The organism is Streptomyces winkii (assembly GCF_032248595.1).
Classification (GTDB): domain Bacteria; phylum Actinomycetota; class Actinomycetes; order Streptomycetales; family Streptomycetaceae; genus Streptomyces; species Streptomyces winkii.
The window spans coordinates 191,030-208,117 of sequence record NZ_JASTTH010000009.1; the positions used below are offsets into that span (position 1 = coordinate 191,030).

A 17,088-nucleotide genomic window follows, 5' to 3' on the forward strand; every position below is an offset into this window, starting at 1 on the left:
CCGGGCGAGGCATGAGGTCGGGGTCGGGTAACGGACTGAGGTGGCTCATGTAGGGGGAGCTTTCAGGTCAGTTGAGGATGCTCCCCTGAAGTTCAGCGCGCACGTCAGGGGTGAGGACGGTTCCTGCGCGGTCTACCAGTAGCGCCATCTCGTATCCGATGAGACCGATGTCAGCCTCCGGATGGGCGAGGACGGCCAGTGAAGAGCCGTCGGAGATGGACATGATGAAGAGGAAGCCGCGCTCCATCTCCACCACCGTCTGGTTGACGGGGCCTCCCTCGAAGATCCGGGAGGCACCGGCAGTCAGTGAGGTCAGCCCGGACGCGACCGCCGCCAGCTGGTCGGCGCGGTCGCGCGGGAAGCCCTCGGACATGGCCAGAAGGAGGCCGTCCGCGGAGACCACCACCGTGTGCGACACACCTGGGGTGTTGTCCACGAAGTTGGTGATCAACCAGTTCAGATTCTGCGCCGCCTGGCTCATCGGACTCAACTAACGCTCCTGCTGGTAATGGGGGCCTATGCCGCGGCCGTTGGTGGTACCGGCTTGTCGGCCCTGCTGGATGCCGCGGCGGAGGTTCGTCAGCCTGCCGCGGACGTCATCGGGTGCACGAGAGACCTGCGGTCCTGCTTGTGCGGAGGACTGCTGCTGTGCCGTGCCCGCGACGAGGTTGGCGCGGGGCACGCGGCGCGGCAGACCGGAGGTGGTCACTCCGCCCGCGGCGGGCTGGCGCACCTGCTCCGCTCGGCGCCAGCGCTCGTCGTTGGGCGAGGCCCCCCAGTGGGCGCCGGTGTCGGCGCCGTGCTGAGCCCCGGTGGAGTGGTTCGCCGAGACCCCGTCCGAGGACGGACGGGCGTGCCGCTGCGGCATCGGCGGCACGGCCGAGGCCGGCTGCCCTGGCCGCGGGGTGGGGGCGTGGGACGAGGACCGCTCCGGCGCGGACTCGTAGGACTCCCGCTGGGCGGGAGGCGGCGGAGGCGCCGAGGAGGCGGCCCGGAACCAGTTCGACTCGATCGACTCGAAGATCGGCGTCGGGGCGTCGGCCGCGGCCGGCGGACCGGACGGTATGCCGAAGTCCGGGTCGTACGAGGGCTCTTGGCCGCCTTGCGTCTGCTCGCTCTGCTCGCGTCCGGGTGCGGCTCCCTGGCCTCCGCTGGACGCTCCGGTGTAGCCGGGGCGGGCGAACTCGCCGGTGTCGTTGGACTCGGACTCGTCGTGACCGCGGGGGCCGTCCTCGGCGGGGCCGGAGGCCGTCGCCCAGCTCGGACGCGGCTGCGCCCACTCGTCGGGGCGCGTGAACTGCGAGGTGTCGCTCGGCCCGCCGGGCTCCGGACGCTCGAACTCGCCCGTGTCGGAGCCCGATTGGGGACGCGCGAACTCTCCGGTGTCCGAGCCCGACTGAGGACGCGCGAACTGACCCGTCTCGGAGGGCGACTGCGGACGCTGGAACTCGCCCGTGTCAGAGGGGGACTGGGGCATCGCGTACTCGCCGGTCGACTGGCTCTCGCGCTCCCAGGAGTCACCCCAGCCGCCGCCGGGCCGCTCGAACTCGCCCGTGCCCGGGCCGCCCTCGCCGCCCGGGAGGGCGCCCGCGGGCCCGGTCCGCTGCGGCAGCGGCGGCATCCCGCGGTTCGCGGGGCCCGCGCCCGGACCCTGCCGGTCCGGACCCCGGCCCTGGCCGCTGTCGCCGAAGAGGTTGGTGGTCGGTGCTCCGCCGTCGCCCTGGCCCGAACCGGCACCCACGGGGACGTCCGAACCGGGCAGTGCGGGACGGGACTCGCCGCCGCCCACCTGACGGGGCGGGGCGCCGCCCAGCTTGGCCTGGCCGCTTCCGCCGGGGCCGGCGCCCGGCCCGCGCTGAAGCGCGGCGGCGAGACCGGCGCCCTTGGGAACGCCACCGCCGCCGCCCGCCGCGGCGGGCTTGCCCTTGCCGCCCGCGCCCTGCGCGCCGCCCTGTGCGACGTCGACGGGCAGCATGACCAGGGCGGTCGTGCCGCCGGAGTCGGACGGACGAAGCTGGATGCGGATGCCGTGCCGCAGCGAGAGGCGGCCGACCACGAACAGGCCCATGCGGCGCGAGACCGACACGTCGACCGTCGGGGGGCTGGCCAGCCGCTCGTTGATCGCCGAGAGGTCCTCGGGCGAGAGGCCGATGCCGGTGTCGTGGATCTCGACCAGCACCCGGCCGTCGGGCAGGGCGTGGCCGGTGACCTTGACCTTCGTCTGCGGCGAGGAGAAGGACGTGGCGTTCTCCAGCAGCTCGGCCAGCAGGTGCACGAGGTCGTTGACGACGCGGCCCGCGACCTCGGTGGCCGGCACGGAGTTCAGCTCGATGCGCTCGTACTGCTCGACCTCGGAGGCCGCGGCGCGCAGCACGTCCACGAGCGGGACGGGCCTGGTCCAGCGGCGGCCCGGCTCCTCGCCCGCGAGGACGAGGAGGTTCTCGCCGTTGCGGCGCATGCGGGTCGCGAGGTGGTCCAGCTTGAAGAGCGAGGACAGCTGGTCCGGATCGGCCTCGCGGGACTCCAGCTCGGAGATGAGCGAGAGCTGACGCTGGATGAGGCCCTGGCTGCGCCGGGAGAGGTTGGTGAACATCGCGTTGACGTTGCCCCGCAGCAGGGCCTGTTCACCGGCGAGCCGGACGGCCTCGCGGTGGACGTCGTCGAACGCGGAGGCCACCTTGCCGATCTCGTCGCGGCTGTGGACGCCGACGGACTCGACGGAGGTGTCGACGTCCTGCGGCTCGGACTCGGACATCTGGCGGACCAGCTCGGGCAGCCGCTTGCGGGCGACGTCCTGAGCGGTGTCCTGGAGGCGCCGCAGCGAGCGGACCATCGAGCGGGCCACGACGAAGGCGCCGACGAGGGAGATGCCGAGGACGAGGAGGATGACGGCGCCGTTGATGAACGCCTCGCGCTGCGCGTCGGAGCGCAGTTCGCGCGCCTGCTGCTCCATCTGCGAGAGCAGCGTCGACTCGATCTTCCCCATCTCGTCGATCTTGGAGCGGTCCTGGTCGTACCAGTCGGGGTACGAGCGGTTCTCGCTCTTGATGCCGTCCTGGTTGTTCAGCACGCGGTCGCGGTACTTGTCGGCCAGCGTGATGTTGACGACGCCGCCGTCGAGCGGCTTCGTCAGGTCGGAGGCGCTCTCCTCGCCGTAGATCTGGTTGAAGCTGCCGAGGGAGGCGCTCTCGCTCTCGGCGGCCGTCTTGGCGTAGAGCCTGTCGCTCTCGGAGAGCTCGGGGCCGCCCTTGCGCGCGAGCCCGGCGGAGATGATGGCGCGCTGGATCGACGCGTACTCCTTGGCCGTTGAGAACGACGCCAGGGCGCGCGTGCTCTGGATCATCTCGGAGTTGTTCGTCGCCTGCGCCATGTCCTGGGACAGGGAGAGCAGCGAATCGATCAGCTGGTTGTAGCTGTTGACCGTCTGCGAGACCGACGAGGGGTTGTCGTACGCCCGCTCGCGGATGTTCTTGATCGCGGTCAGCTGGCGGGTGATGTCGAGAACGGTGGACTGGACGCCCGCCATCACCCTGTCGCTGCCGTCGATGTCCGCCGTGGCTTCCTTGAACGCCTGGAAGGACTGGTCCGTCTTCTCGCGCGGGCCGACGACGGTGTCGTCCTTGGAGTCCCCGGTGGCGGTCAGCGGGCCGGCCGAGCGGTCGCGCTCCTCCTGGAGCGCCGAGGCGAGTTCGGTCGCCTGCTCGGTCATCTCCGTGAGCAGCTTCATGTTGTCGAGCTGGTCGACCTTGCCCAGGGAGTCCTGAATTCGCAGGGCACCCAGGGTCGTTGCCGCGACCACCGGCAGGGCGAGCAGCGAGACAAGGCGCGTACTGATCCGCCAGTTGCGCAGGGCGGCACGCGAGCCCGGCCCAGGAGGCGTCCTGAGCCGCTGCTCGGCGCTCTTGTCAGCGCTCTTGGCGGCAGGACGGTTCGTCGCCGCGCCGTCCTCTTCATGCACGGCGGCCGTGGGGCCGCTCTGCTGGGCGCGCTGGGGTGTGGATCCGCGGTCCGTCATTCCGCGCGGCTCCGGATCCCCCGCAGCGCTGCCATCCCTCTTGAAACGTCCCTGCACTAGCGTCGCAACCTCTGGACCAGGCGCCCCTCCGCTTGGGACGGCGGGACGGTATCGAGTCTTGGGGGTCCCAAGGCCCCCCGGGCGGTCGTGAACTGACCGGCGCGCGTCCCCATGACCGCCGCGCGGCGCTGCTCTGCGCCCCTGCGCGCCGGCTTGTTTCCCGCAGCGGTCCGTGGAATTCCAGCACAGTGCCGGATCTCCAACAAGGCCTGTGGAAAACCCGGGAGAGCATGTGACGCTCTGCCGATATTCCGTCACGTGCTGTGCTGAACACTTCCCGAGATTCCGGACTTTTCCGCCGCGGTGCGTCGGCCTCTCACACCCCAGCAGTATCAGGCGCGGAGACGGTACTTCACATCTGGCCCCGATGTCCGCTTCGGCCCTCACCGACGCTCATCACGTAAGTCCCTTTTGCCCGCGCTCCGGTGAGGAAACTCACACGCTCCGCGTTGCCCGTGTCACCGACCGGAAGTAAAAGGCGCCCTAGCCTTGTTTACAGAACACTGCGGAACGACAAGCCAATTGGAAAGTGCGAGGTGCGGTCGAGCGTGAAGACCACCCTTATCATGCGCAATACAGCCAACCCGCGCCGGACCACCCTTGCCGATGTGCAGGACGCGGACGAGCTGACCACGAGGGCCGTCGCCGAAGAGGCCGAGAGCCTCGACGGCCTTCCCCCGCAGACCGCGAATCCCGAGCGCACCGTGCTCGAGGACGCACCCGCCGGCTGACGCGCGTCGGCGCCGACCACGCAGCAGGGCGGCCTCCCGTGAATCCGCACCGGGAGGCCGCCCTTCGTTCTTTCCGCTTTCTTGTGTTCTTTCCGCGTCCTGGGCCCGTGAGTTCAGCCCTGCCAGCTGTGCGGGGCCCTGAAGCCGCGTGCGCGCTCCAGCCGCCGCCAGCCCGCCTTGCCGACGGCCTTCTTGCGGGAGGCCGGGATCTGGGCGTGCCGGGCCGAGGCCGCGGCGCGGGCGAGCAACAGGGCCGTGACCGCGGCGAGTTCCTCCTCGCTGGCCTCGCCCTTCTCCACGCGGACGAGGCGGCTGCCCGCTGCGTCGGTCGCCGTACGGGTCACAGTGTCGGTCGGGTTCATCGAAGTCTTCATCCCTTACTGAGGGGGGTTTCCGTGTTTGCGTGAGGGCAGGTCGGCGTGTTTGGTGCGGAGCATCTGCAGGGAGCGGATGAGGACTTCGCGGGTCTCGGCCGGGTCGATGACGTCGTCGACGAGGCCGCGTTCGGCCGCGTAGTAGGGGTGCATCAACTCGGCCTTGTACTCCTTGACCATCCGGGCCCGCATCGCCTCCGGATCATCCGCACCCGCGATCTCCCGCCGGAAGATCACATTCGCCGCGCCCTCCGCACCCATCACCGCGATCTCGTTCGTCGGCCACGCGTAGGTCAGATCAGCACCGATGGACTGCGAGTCCATCACGATGTACGCACCGCCATACGCCTTGCGCAGCACCACCGAGATCCGCGGCACCGTCGCATTGCAGTACGCATACAGCAGCTTCGCCCCGTGCCGGATGATCCCCCCGTGCTCCTGGTCCACCCCCGGCAGGAACCCCGGCACATCCAGCAGCGTCACCAGAGGAATGTTGAACGCATCGCACATCTGCACAAACCGAGCGCCCTTCTCCGACGCCTCGATGTCCAGCACCCCCGCCAGCGACTGCGGCTGGTTCGCGATGACGCCCACCACCTGACCGTCCATCCGCGCCAGACACACGATCAGATTCGTCGCCCACCGCTCATGGATCTCCAGCACATCCCCGTCATCGACGAGTTCCTCGATCACCCTGCGCATGTCATACGGCCGGTTACCATCCGCCGGCACCAGATCCAGCAGCACCTCGCTGCGCCGCTCCACCGGGTCGGTGCACTCCTCGGCCGGCGGGTTCTCCCGGTTGTTGCCCGGCAGCATCGACAGCAGATACCGCACCTCTTCCAGACACGACGCCTCATCGTCGTAGGCGAAGTGCGCCACACCCGAGGTCGCCGCGTGCACATCCGCGCCGCCCAGACCGTTCTGCGAGACCTGCGCCCCGGTCACCGCCTGCACCACATCCGGACCGGTGATGAACATCTGCGAGGTCTCCCGCACCATGAACACGAAGTCCGTCAGCGCCGGCGAGTAGGCCGCACCGCCCGCACACGGGCCGAGCATCACCGAGATCTGCGGAATCACCCCCGACGCACGGGTGTTGCGCTGAAAGATCCCCCCATACCCCGCCAGCGCCGCAACACCCTCCTGGATACGCGCCCCCGCACCGTCATTCAGCGAGATCAGCGGCGCACCCGCCGAGATCGCCATATCCATGATCTTGTGGATCTTCGTGGCATGCGCCTCCCCCAACGCACCGCCGAAGATACGGAAATCGTGCGCATAGACGAACACCGTCCGCCCATGCACCAACCCCCACCCCGTCACCACACCATCGGTATACGGCTTCTTCTCCTCCAGCCCGAAACCCGTGGCACGATGCCGCCGCAACGGCTCCACCTCACGGAAACTACCCTCATCCAGCAGCAGATCGATCCGCTCCCGGACAGTCAGCTTCCCCTTCGCATGCTGAGCCTGCGTCGCCCGCTCACTAGGACCCCGCAGGGCGCGCTGCCGCAGAGCACGCAACTCCGCCACACGCCCGTGCGCGTCCTGCGCCCCGGGGCCTGCGGCGCCGGGCGCGGCCACGGTGTCCGTGGTCTGCTGCGCCTGCCGCGACGGCTGGGTCTCATCGGTCATGTATAGACCCTACGAAACCGCAGGGCGATTCATCCTCGTCAGATCCAAACAGTGTCCGGGCTCGATTCATGGTCGCGCTGGACAGAACGGCGCCGGAGCACGGCCTCGGGGCAGTGAACTCTCACATCCGGCACGCGCTGGGCTGTGGGGTTCCCACAGCCCGACGACGATCCCAGGTCAGGGGCCGTGCCCGGCCCCGCGCCCCGATCCGGGCCCAGCTCAGCGCGTCGGTGAACCCTTCAGGGCGGCGAACTCAGCGCAGCCGTACCGTACAGCCCACGCTCGCCCCCGCCGTGCCCGGCGTCACGCGCAGGCGGAGCGAGCGGCCGGTGCCGAGCACCTCCACACCGTCGTCCGCCGAGAGCACCTCGCGCACGTGCCGGTGCCAGGTGACCTCGAACTGCCCGCCGGTCCTTGGAGGTTCCGCCACATGCACGGTGGCGGTGCGCTGGTTCCCGGAACCGCCACGCCTCCCGCCCCGCCGCACCAGCACGCTGCACGGGGCGCTCGCCGTGAGGCGCCCCGCCGACCCCGCGGCCCAGAAGTTCGCCGCGCTCAGCCCCAGGCCCGGGACGGTGACGGCCTGCACCGCCGCCGTGTTGGCGTCGACGGCGAGCCAGCGCGCGTCCGCGGCGCGGGCGGCGAGCTGCCACGCACTCGCGCCCGGCATCAGCAGATAGACGTAGCCGGCGTCGGCGGGGTCCGTGCCGTGACTGGTCCACAGCGTCAGATGGCGGCGCGTGACGGGGTCGGTCACGCTGCCGCTGTTGATGTCGGACCATGCGCCGGTGCGTTCCTCACACAGCACGCGCAGCCGCGTGCCGCCGGGCCAGACCCAGCCGCCGTGCCCCTCCAGATGTGCCCACCGCGCGCGTGCGGTGATGCGTGGACGGCCGGGCGCGCCGGGTTCCGTGCCGCTCCGGACGCCGTCCACCGTGAGGGCCGGCGTGCGGGCGGATGCCCCGGGGGCGCCCAGATTGCGGTCGTCGAAGACGGTCTCCACTTCCGTACCGTCCTCGCAGCTGATCCCCGCGCCGAGGCAGACGACCGCGTCGTCCACGCAGAACCAGGACTTGCGCGCGGTGAGCGTGCTCTCCAGGCCCCTCAAGTCCTGCCCCACGGCGGCGAATTCACCGTCCGTCGCACCGCCCGCCCATGCTGTGGCGGGCTTCGGCTCGCCCCACTCGCCGCCCGCGTTGTCAGGCAGGCGCTTGGTGGAGACGGTGGTGCCGGGCATCCGGTACCAGTCGGCCGTCGGCCAGTAGTCGTCGGAGTACTGGCCGAGCGTCCCGGACGGCCCCCACCAGGAGAGCATCCCGGCACCCGTGTGCCAGCCCCGCGGATTCTCGCCGTTGCCCGCCTCGTAGTACGCGATGCGGTCGGAGGCCATGGCGATGTTCGCGCACCAGCCGGGCCGGCGGTGGACTGCCCGCGCCATCGCGGGAAAGAGCCGGTGCTCCACGGGCTCCACGGCGACCGGGCCGTCCTCGTCCGCGACCGCGTGCAGCCGCGCCAGGTCCGCGACGTCGAACTGCGGATCGGTGAGGACCGGCAGCTCGGTGTCCCGCTCGATCCAGCCCCGCACCATCGCGTTCCAGCGCCGGCGCTCCTCCTCGCTCGCTCCGCCGCCCAACAGGGCCACGGCGGCGAGCAGTTGATGCCCGCGGGTGTGGTCGCTCTGCCGGATCCGCTTCGTGTCCTGCTTGAGGATGCCGCGGGAGATCGCCCGGCCGCTGACGCTGTCCATCATCAGCCCGTCGTGCAGCAGCGGCGCGTAGGCGTTCTCCACGCTGTCGAGGATGATCCGGCGCGCGGGGTCGGTGACCTCCCAACTCGTGCCGTCCAGCAGGGTGAAGAGCCTGCCGAGACCGTCGAGCAGCACGTAGCCGTACGTGCCGGAGTAGGCGACCCACGTGTGCTGGATGAAGGAGCCGTCGGCGTAGAGCCCGTCCCCCTCGGTGACGTACGGGAAGACCGGGGAGAGGGAGGCGGTGGCCAGCGCGATCTTGGCGGGGGCCTCGCCGAGGACGCCGCGTACCGCGTAGACGCGGCAGAAGTCGACGCGGTTTGCGCCCGTCGAGCGGCCGGCGTACTCGTCGAAGACCGACTCGGGGAGGAAGTGGTCGACGGCGGCGAGGTATCGGCCACGCGCCTCCGCCGGGATCTCGTCGTACAGCATCGCGACGATGTCCAGCAGCAGGCGGGGGCTGCCGATCTGCCACTCCCACCAGTTGCCGTACGGCTCGGTGCCCGCGTGGTAGACGCGCTCGTGCACATGGGCAAGCCCTGTCAGTACGGCGTCGCGGAGGGCGGCGTCGCCCGTGCGGCCCGTGCCGGGCTGGACGTAGCCCTCGGTCATCGTGGCGAGCCGCTGGTAGGACTGCGTGATTCCGGAGGGCGGGTCGAAGGGGTACTCCGGGAAGAGGGAGTCGTCCGCGGGATCCATCTGCCCCAGCAGTTCGGCGGCCTGTTCGCCGGTCTCCGCGAGGCGGGACGCCCAGGGCTCGGCCGCCGGGTCGAAGCCGGTGCCCAGCAGCAGGCGCAGCCAGCGCTCGCGCAGCGCCGCGAAGTCGTCGGCGGCGGGCGCCTGTCGGGACCCGGCGCGGCCGAGTGCCGCCGCGGGTACGGGAGTTGTCACGGAGAGAGCGGTTACCACTGATGCGGCGGAGGCGGCCAGGAAAGTGCGTCTGGGCCAGTTCGGCAAGGACGGCACGGCGTTTTCCCCTCTCGAAGTGGCGTAGACCTCTCGGGTCCTGAGACGGTCTAGCAGCCCGGGGAGGACCCGGCAATGGGGCCCGCCGCAGATCGGTCCGCAAGCGCTGTCATGGCGGACGCCGCCGGGCGGCGCGGCATGTGCCGGTCCCTGTCCCCGCTCCCGCTCGGCCTGGAACTCCCTTGCGGGGCAAGGGCGTTGGACGCAGCCTGCATGGAAGACCTCCGGAAGGGCTCCATGGGGAACCTCATGGGCCCGGTTCCGGGGCCTCTCATGCAAGGGGGCCGAACGCCCCGCCGCCACCGGCCCGCAGGAGCACCGTCCGATGACCGACGCAGCCGAGGCCCCGCACCAGGACGACGCCGGAGCCCCGCACCGCCTGGACCCCCGCGGCACCGCACAGCACTCCGTCAACGAGCGGCTGCGCGCCCGCGGCCCGGCCGTCCCCGTCGTCCTGCCCGGGGAGGTCGACGCGGTGGCCGTCACCGGCCACGCCGAGCTGCGGGACTTCCTCACCCATCCCCAAGTGGCCAAGAACGCCTGCCACTTCGCCGCCCTCCAGGAGGGCCGTCTGCCGGAGGGCTGGCCGCTGACCGTCTTCGCCACCGTCGAGGGCATGACCACCGCGGACGGCGACGACCACCGGCGGCTGCGCGGACTGGCCGTCAAGGCCTTCACCGCGCGCCGCGTCGAGAGCCTGCGACCGCGCGTGGAACAGCTCACGACGGAACTGCTGGACGCGCTGCCCGCTGCCGTCGACGAGGACGGCAGCGTCGATCTGCGCGAGCACTTCGCCTATCCGCTGCCCATGGGCGTCATCTGCGAACTCCTCGGTGTGGACCCGGAGTTGCGCGACCGGCTGCACCACCTGTCCGGCGTCCTCGTCAGTACGAGCGCGGAGCCCGCCACGGTGATCGCGGCGAACCGCGAGGTCGTCGAGGTCCTCGGCCAGGTCGTCGCCACCCGCCGCGCCGACCCGGGGGACGACCTGACGAGCGCCCTCATCGCCGCCCGCGAGGAGGACGGCGACCGGCTCAGCGAGACCGAACTCGTGGGCACGCTGATGCTGATGATCGTCGCCGGGCACGAGACCACGCTGAACCTGATCACCAACGCGGTGCGCGCCCTGTGCTCACACCGCACCCAACTCGGCCTGGTCCGCGCCGGGTCGGCAACCTGGGACGACGTCGTCGAGGAGACGCTCCGCTACGACAGCCCCGTCAGCTACTTCCCGTTCCGCTACCCGACGGCGGACCTCACGGTGGGCGGCAGGACCGTCTCCCGGGGCACGCCGGTCCTCGCCGGCTACACCGCCGCGGGCCGGGACCCCCGTACGTACGGCGAGGACGCGGCGGCCTTCGACGTCATGCGCGAGAACAAGCGCCACCTCTCCTTCGGCCACGGCGCGCACTTCTGCATCGGCGCGCCGCTGGCCAGGATGGAGGCGGCCGTCGCGCTGCGGGCGCTCTTCGACCGCCATCCGGAGCTCCGTCTCGCCGTGCCCGACGAGGAGTTGGCGCCGCTGCCGAGCTTCGTCGGCAACAGCACGCGGACGCTGCCGGTGCGCCTGGACGGGGAGGGCTGAGGGCGGCGGGGCTGAGGGCGGCGACCCTGCGGCGGCCCGCGCCGGTCACTCGTGCGGCTCGACTCCCGCCCGCAGCAGCCCGTACGTGTAGGCGTCGTCCAGTGCCTGCCACGACGCGGCGATGATGTTGTCCGCGACTCCCACCGTCGACCACTCCGAGCGCCCGTCGCTCATGGAGACCAGCACCCGCGTCGTGGAGTCGGTGCCGTGCCCGCCTTCGAGGATGCGGACCTTGTAGTCGACGAGCGAGAGCCTGGCCAGCTCCGGGTGCAGCCGCTCCAGCCCGCTGCGCATCGCCCGGTCCAGCGCGTTGACCGGGCCGTTGCCCTCGCCGGTGGCGATGATGCGCTCGCCCTTGGCCCACAGCTTGACGGTGGCCTCGTTGGCCTGGTCGCCGTCGGGACGCTGCTCGACGATGGTCCGCCAGGACTCCAGCCGGAAGAAGCGCCGGACGCGGCCGTCCACCTCGTCGCGGAGCAGCAGCTCGAACGAGGCGTCCGCGGCCTCGTACGTGAAGCCCTTCAGCTCCTGCTCCTTGACGCGCGCCACGATCCGCCCGACCAGATCCCGGTCGCCTTCGAGGTCGTAGCCGAGTTCCTTGCCCTTCAGCTCGACCGATGCGCGCCCCGCCATGTCGGAGACGAGCATCCGCATGGTGTTGCCGACGCGTTCTGGCTCGATGTGCTGGTAGAGGTCCGGGTCGACCTTGATCGCGGAGGCGTGCAGCCCCGCCTTGTGCGCGAAGGCCGAGGTGCCGACGTACGGCTCGTGGGTGGAGGGCACGAGATTGACGACCTCGGCGATCGCGTGCGAGATGCGGGTCATCTCCTCCAGCGCGCCCTCCGGCAGCACCTGCTTGCCGTACTTGAGCTGGAGCGCGGCCGTGACGGGGAAGAGGTTCGCGTTGCCGACGCGCTCGCCGTAGCCGTTGGCGGTGCACTGGACGTGGGTGGCGCCCGCGTCGACGGCGGCGAGGGTGTTCGCGACCGCGCACCCCGTGTCGTCCTGCGCGTGGATACCGAGCCGGGCCCCGGTGTCGGCGAGCACGGTGCGTACGACCGCCTGGACCTGGGCCGGAAGCATCCCGCCGTTGGTGTCGCACAGCACGACGACGTCGGCGCCCGCCTCGTGCGCGGCACTCACGACCTGCTTGGCATAGCGGGCGTTGGCGAGGTAGCCGTCGAAGAAGTGCTCGCAGTCCACGAAGACCCGGCGGCCCTGCTCGCGCAGATACGCGACGGAGTCGCGGACCATCTCCAGGTTCTCCTCCAGCGTCGTGCGCAGCGCGAGCTCGACGTGCCGGTCGTGCGACTTGGCGACGAGCGTGACGACCGGAGCGCCGGAGTCCACGAGGGCCTTGAGCTGGGCGTCCTCCGAGGCACGCACGCCTGCCTTACGAGTGGAGCCGAAGGCCACCAGCTGCGCGTTGCGGAAGTCGATCTCCTCGCAGGCGCGGTCGAAGAACTCGGTGTCCCGGGGGTTCGCCCCCGGCCAGCCGCCCTCGATGAAGCCGACGCCGAACTCGTCGAGGTGACGGGCGATGGTCAGCTTGTCGGCGACGGTGAGGTTGATGCCCTCCCGCTGGGCCCCGTCGCGCAGGGTGGTGTCGAAGATGTGGAAGTTGTCGTCTGTACCGGCCGGGGCGTGCGTGCTCATGGCTGCTGTGGCTCCTGGTGGATGCTGTGCTCATGCGGAACGAACGGAGATCCGTGATACCGGGCTCTGCTTGTCCCTCGTGTTTCTGATGCTCCTGTTTCTCCTCGCACCGTCGCCCCCGGCTGCGGGTGGGCCGGAAACAAAAAAACCTCTCGTGGGTACGAGAGGTCTGGCGCGCGGGTCTGGGACACGGTGGCCGATGCCGCGCGGGTGTTGCTGCGACAGTCGGTCACGCAGGACCGGCGCGCCTGCTGCCGATAATCATGGCGAACGAGGACACGCGGGGAGTCTTGCACAATCCGCCCCGGTATCCGCAAGGTGTCTCACCATCCGGAAACCGGCTGGACTGCGGAGGTCCGCCACGGCCGTACGGGACCGGCCCGCATCCCGCCCGCACCGGTTCCGTCCACGGCCGGAGCGGGCGGGTGCGAATTCAGGGCGGCGAAGCGCCACTTCGGCCCGCGCCCGCGAGGGCACAAGGTGCCGCCGCCGTCAGCGCGGACGCACCCGTGATCCCGCCGGACACGCATCGGTGCAGGGCTGCGCTGTGGCGAACACCACCCCCAGGTCCTCGCACGAAGCCCGGCGGGCCGGACCCGCCGGTGCCCCGTGCGTCCCGCGCCGCCGCCCTCAGGTCAGCGGCCGCATCCAGCCGTGCCGGTCCTCGGCGTGCCCGGTCTGCACCGCGAGCAGCGCCTCGCGCAGCCGCATGGTGATCTCGCCGGGCTGCCCGTCGGCGACCTTCCACGCGCCGCCGGCGGACTTCGCCTCGCCGACGGGAGTGATCACGGCGGCCGTGCCGCAGGCGAAGACCTCGGAGATCGTGCCGTCCGCGTTCCCGTCGCGCCAGTCGTCGACGGTGAGCCTGGCCTCCTCGGTGGCGTACCCGAGGTCGGCGGCGAGCGTGAGCAGCGAGTCGCGGGTGATGCCCGGCAGGAGCGTGCCGGTGAGCGACGGCGTGACGATCTTGGCGTCCGCGCCCGACCCGTGCACGAAGTAGAGGTTCATGCCGCCCATCTCCTCGATGAAGCGGCGCTCGATCGCGTCCAGCCACACCACCTGGTCGCAGCCCTGCTCGGCGGCCTCCGCCTGCGCGACGAGCGAAGCGGCGTAGTTCCCGGCGCACTTGGCCTCGCCGGTGCCGCCGGGCGCCGCCCGCACGTACTCCTTGGAGAGCCAGACGGACACCGGCCGCACGCCGCCCGGGAAGTACGAGCCGGCGGGCGAGGCGATCAGCATGAAGAGGTATTCGTTGGCGGGCCGCACGCCGAGGCCGACCTCCGTCGCGAACATGAACGGCCGCAGATACAGCGACTCCTCGCCGCTGCCCGGCACCCAGTCCTTGTCCTGCCGCACGAGCAGCTCGCACGCCTCGATGAACGTCTCCTCGGGAAGCTCCGGCATGGCCAGCCGGCGTGCGCTGCGCTGGAAACGGCGGGCGTTGGCGTCCGGGCGGAACGCGGAGACGGAGCCGTCCGGCTGCCGGTACGCCTTCAGTCCTTCGAAGATCGACTGTGCGTAGTGCAGCGCCATGTTGGCGGGATCGAGCTGGATCGGAGCGTACGGCTGGAGCTGGGCGTCGTGCCAGCCGCGGCCCTCGGTCCACTTGATCGTGACCATGTGGTCCGTGAAATGACGGCCGAAGCCGGGATCCGCCAGGACCGCCTCGCGCTCCGCGGCGGGCAGCGGCTGCGAGGAGGGCTTGAGGTCGAAGTCGATTCGAGGCGTCGTCATGTGAGCGCGTCCTTCGCTGTGTGTCGTGGCGGACCGCGCTCCCGTACGCCCTCCGTCATGTGCTTGGACGTCCGAGCATTCCCTCATGCGTCAGCCCCCGCGTCCGATTATCACGCGCGGGGGTCCGCCGAGAAGAGTCCGGGTGGGCGGCCCCTGGATGGATGGTGGCACCCCGACCCCTCACAGGCACAGCGGCCGGGTACCGATGCCCGGCCTTGAATCCTGGACCGGGTCAGCCGGATACCGCCGCGGCCAGGGCGTCGCCGATCTCGTCCGTCGTGCGCGGGCCGGAGCGTCCGGCCAGGTCGGCCGTGACGGCGTCCTCGACGCGGGCGGCCTCCGTCCCGAGGCCGAGATGCCGCAGCATCAGGGCGACGGAGAGCACGGTGGCCGTCGGGTCGGCCTTCCCGGTGCCCGCGATGTCGGGCGCCGAGCCGTGGACGGGCTCGAACATGGACGGGAATTCGCCGGTCGGGTTGATGTTCCCGGAGGCGGCGAGGCCGATGCCGCCGCTGACGGCGGCCGCGAGGTCGGTGATGATGTCGCCGAAGAGGTTGTCGGTGACGATCACGTCGAAGCGCCCCGGATCGGTGACGAGGAAGATCGTCGCGGCGTCGACGTGCAGATAGTCGGTGGTGACCCCGGGGTACTCCTCGCCGATCTTGTCGAAGAGGTTCTTCCACAGGTGGCCGGCGTGCACCAGCACGTTGTTCTTGTGCACCAGGGTCAGCTTCTTACGGGGGCGCGCCTGGGCGCGCTCGTACGCGTCCCGCACGACGCGCTCGACACCGTACGCGGTGTTCACGCTGACCTCGTTGGCGACCTCGGCGGGCGTACCGGTGCGGATGCTGCCGCCGTTGCCGACGTACGGGCCCTCGGTGCCCTCCCGCACGACCACGAAGTCGATCGCGGGACGGCCCGCCAGCGGAGTCTCCGTGTTCGGGAAGAGCTTCGAGGGCCGGAGGTTGACGAAGTGGTCGAAGGCGAAGCGCAGTTTGAGCAGCAGCCCGCGCTCCAGGACCCCCGAGGGGACGCTCGGGTCGCCGATGGCGCCGAGCAGGATCGCGTCGTGCCGCCCCAGCTGCTCCAGCTCGGCGTCCGGGAGGGTCTCGCCCGTGGCGTGCCAGCGCGCCGCACCCAGGTCGTACTGCTTCGTCTCCAGCTTCACGTCCTGCGGAAGGACGGAGGTGAGGACCTTCAGGCCCTGGGCCACGACTTCCTGGCCGATTCCGTCACCGGGGATCACTGCGAGGCTGATGCTGCGAGACATGCGGTGACTGTACCTGCCGTCCCAGGAGTTGACATTCACCGTCCACATGCCGGACGCGCCCCAAGCGGGGCGGGACCGGCATGGTCGACGGAAGGTCCGAGGTGCGAGCCGGTCGCCTCAGTGGCCCGTGGCGCCGCCGTTGTCCCGGCGGTCGAGGGCGCGCTGAAGGGCGGCTGCGGCGTTCCTGCGGTCGGCGTCGCGGTTCGTACGGGTGGTGTGGCGGACGCGGCGGCGTGCGGTCTCATCCATGATCAGCAACTCCTTCTGCACACAAAGGCTTCAAGAAGGGAAGGTGGGGGCTGGATGCCGGAATGGGCGGGGGCGGAACGGTGCGTCAGGGGTCACCTGCACTCGTGCACCGGGCCTCGACCGCCGGTCGCTGGATGAGCGAGACGTTCGGCTTTCCACAAAGGTAGAACCCGATCGCCGTGATGTCTCGCCAATTAGTTGGCCTTCCTACTATCTGAGACGAACACCACTCGATTCAGGCCACGCCGCGCCCCTGACCGGCCGCGGGGGCCGGGGCACCGGCCCCTACAGCAGGGCGGCGAGCAGCGCCGGCAGCTCAGCCAGCCCCGTGATCCGGCGGACCGCCGCTGCGGCTCCCGGTCCCGCGGCGCCGTCCCGGTCGATCCATACGCCGTGCAGGCCCGCCTCGTCGGCGGCTCGCGCGTCGATGTCGTGGCGGTCGCCGACGTAGACCACCTCGGCGGGAGGCAGCCCGAGCGCCTCGCACCCGGCGCGGAACGCCTCGGGTGCGGGCTTGGCATGGCCCAATTCGTCCGGGCACAGGAGGACTTCGAAGCGGTCGCGGATGCCCAGGCGGCGCAGCTTGCGCTCCTGGTTGGGGGTCGAGGAGTTGGAGAGCGCGCCGTGCCGGTACGCGGGAGTCAGCGCGTCGAGCGCGGGGACGGCGTCGGGGAAGAGCGTCCATGCCTGCTCGTACAGCGCGACGTAGCGGCCGAACCAGGCATCCGCCTCCTCGTCGGTGAGCGGAGTGCCGAGGAAGCTCCGCGCGCGCTCCCTGCGGTGTTCGAGGAAGCCGAGCTCGCCGGAGACGAAGCGGGCGAACTGCTTCTCCATGACCTCCTGCCAGCGCGCGAGGGCGGCCTCCGGCGAGGCGTGGCGCTCCAGCAGCCGCTCGGCCTCCATGTGCCGGAGGGCGCCGGCGCGGTCGGAGCCGGTGTAGTCGAAGAGGGTGTCGTCGACGTCCCACAGGACCGCTCGGATGGGCATGCGGCGGACGTTAGCAGGCGGCGGACTGCGGGACCGGCCCCGGACTCGGCAGGTCAGCCCCGCGGCCCGGCACCGT

Annotated in this window: 12 protein-coding genes; 2 read left to right on the forward strand and 10 right to left on the reverse strand. The window is 71.0% G+C overall.

What is annotated here, in order from left to right; all coding sequences use genetic code 11:
- Nucleotides 1–67: 67 nt before the first annotated feature.
- Together QQM67_RS26340 and QQM67_RS26345 are read right to left on the reverse strand one after the other, a co-directional pair.
- Nucleotides 68–481, reverse strand: coding sequence for a roadblock/LC7 domain-containing protein (locus tag QQM67_RS26340; RefSeq protein ID WP_028435354.1), 414 nt, complete (start codon nucleotides 479–481; stop codon nucleotides 68–70).
- Nucleotides 482–490: 9 nt separating this feature from the next.
- Entirely contained in the window at nucleotides 491–4,072 is a 3,582-nt protein-coding gene (locus tag QQM67_RS26345; RefSeq protein ID WP_314177138.1) for a nitrate- and nitrite sensing domain-containing protein, read from the reverse strand.
- A gap of 551 nt (nucleotides 4,073–4,623) precedes the next feature.
- On the opposite strand from QQM67_RS26345, the gene QQM67_RS26350 reads away from it, so the two are divergent.
- Nucleotides 4,624–4,806, forward strand: coding sequence for a hypothetical protein (locus QQM67_RS26350; protein WP_314177140.1), 183 nt, complete (start codon nucleotides 4,624–4,626; stop codon nucleotides 4,804–4,806).
- 113 nt (nucleotides 4,807–4,919) lie between these two features.
- On the opposite strand, the gene QQM67_RS26355 is transcribed toward QQM67_RS26350, so the two are convergent.
- The 3 genes from QQM67_RS26355 to QQM67_RS26365 all read right to left on the reverse strand — a co-directional run bounded on the left by QQM67_RS26355 (nucleotide 4,920) and on the right by QQM67_RS26365 (nucleotide 9,531).
- Nucleotides 4,920–5,168, reverse strand: coding sequence for an acyl-CoA carboxylase epsilon subunit (locus QQM67_RS26355; protein WP_314177142.1), 249 nt, complete (start codon nucleotides 5,166–5,168; stop codon nucleotides 4,920–4,922).
- A 15-nt stretch (nucleotides 5,169–5,183) separates the two neighbouring features.
- Nucleotides 5,184–6,818 carry an acyl-CoA carboxylase subunit beta gene (locus QQM67_RS26360; protein ID WP_314177143.1) on the reverse strand — a complete coding sequence of 545 codons (1,635 nt, stop codon included), beginning with the start codon at nucleotides 6,816–6,818 and terminating at the stop codon, nucleotides 5,184–5,186.
- Nucleotides 6,819–7,071: 253 nt separating this feature from the next.
- Complete coding sequence (locus QQM67_RS26365; RefSeq protein ID WP_399067653.1) at nucleotides 7,072–9,531, reverse strand: polysaccharide lyase 8 family protein; 2,460 nt, start codon at nucleotides 9,529–9,531, stop codon at nucleotides 7,072–7,074.
- Nucleotides 9,532–9,856: 325 nt separating this feature from the next.
- On the opposite strand from QQM67_RS26365, the gene QQM67_RS26370 reads away from it, so the two are divergent.
- Nucleotides 9,857–11,116 carry a cytochrome P450 family protein gene (locus tag QQM67_RS26370; protein WP_314177147.1) on the forward strand — a complete coding sequence of 420 codons (1,260 nt, stop codon included), beginning with the start codon at nucleotides 9,857–9,859 and terminating at the stop codon, nucleotides 11,114–11,116.
- Between the two features lie 45 nt (nucleotides 11,117–11,161).
- Here the strand turns inward: QQM67_RS26370 and cimA are convergent, their stop codons facing one another.
- From cimA to QQM67_RS26395, 5 genes are all read right to left on the reverse strand, one after another.
- Complete coding sequence (gene cimA / locus QQM67_RS26375) at nucleotides 11,162–12,772, reverse strand: citramalate synthase (RefSeq protein WP_314177149.1); 1,611 nt, start codon at nucleotides 12,770–12,772, stop codon at nucleotides 11,162–11,164.
- A 630-nt stretch (nucleotides 12,773–13,402) separates the two neighbouring features.
- Nucleotides 13,403–14,506: a branched-chain amino acid aminotransferase gene (locus QQM67_RS26380; protein ID WP_314177151.1), complete on the reverse strand. Its 1,104-nt coding sequence runs from the start codon at nucleotides 14,504–14,506 to the stop codon at nucleotides 13,403–13,405.
- Between the two features lie 232 nt (nucleotides 14,507–14,738).
- Nucleotides 14,739–15,776 carry a 3-isopropylmalate dehydrogenase gene (locus tag QQM67_RS26385; protein WP_314177154.1) on the reverse strand — a complete coding sequence of 346 codons (1,038 nt, stop codon included), beginning with the start codon at nucleotides 15,774–15,776 and terminating at the stop codon, nucleotides 14,739–14,741.
- A 117-nt stretch (nucleotides 15,777–15,893) separates the two neighbouring features.
- A complete protein-coding gene (locus QQM67_RS26390) occupies nucleotides 15,894–16,025 on the reverse strand; it encodes a hypothetical protein (RefSeq protein WP_314177525.1) in 132 nt (43 codons plus the stop codon).
- A gap of 285 nt (nucleotides 16,026–16,310) precedes the next feature.
- The gene (locus QQM67_RS26395; RefSeq protein WP_314177156.1) at nucleotides 16,311–17,012 is read right to left on the reverse strand and encodes an HAD family hydrolase; all 702 of its coding nucleotides are present in this window, start codon (nucleotides 17,010–17,012) and stop codon (nucleotides 16,311–16,313) included.
- Nucleotides 17,013–17,088: the final 76 nt, after the last annotated feature.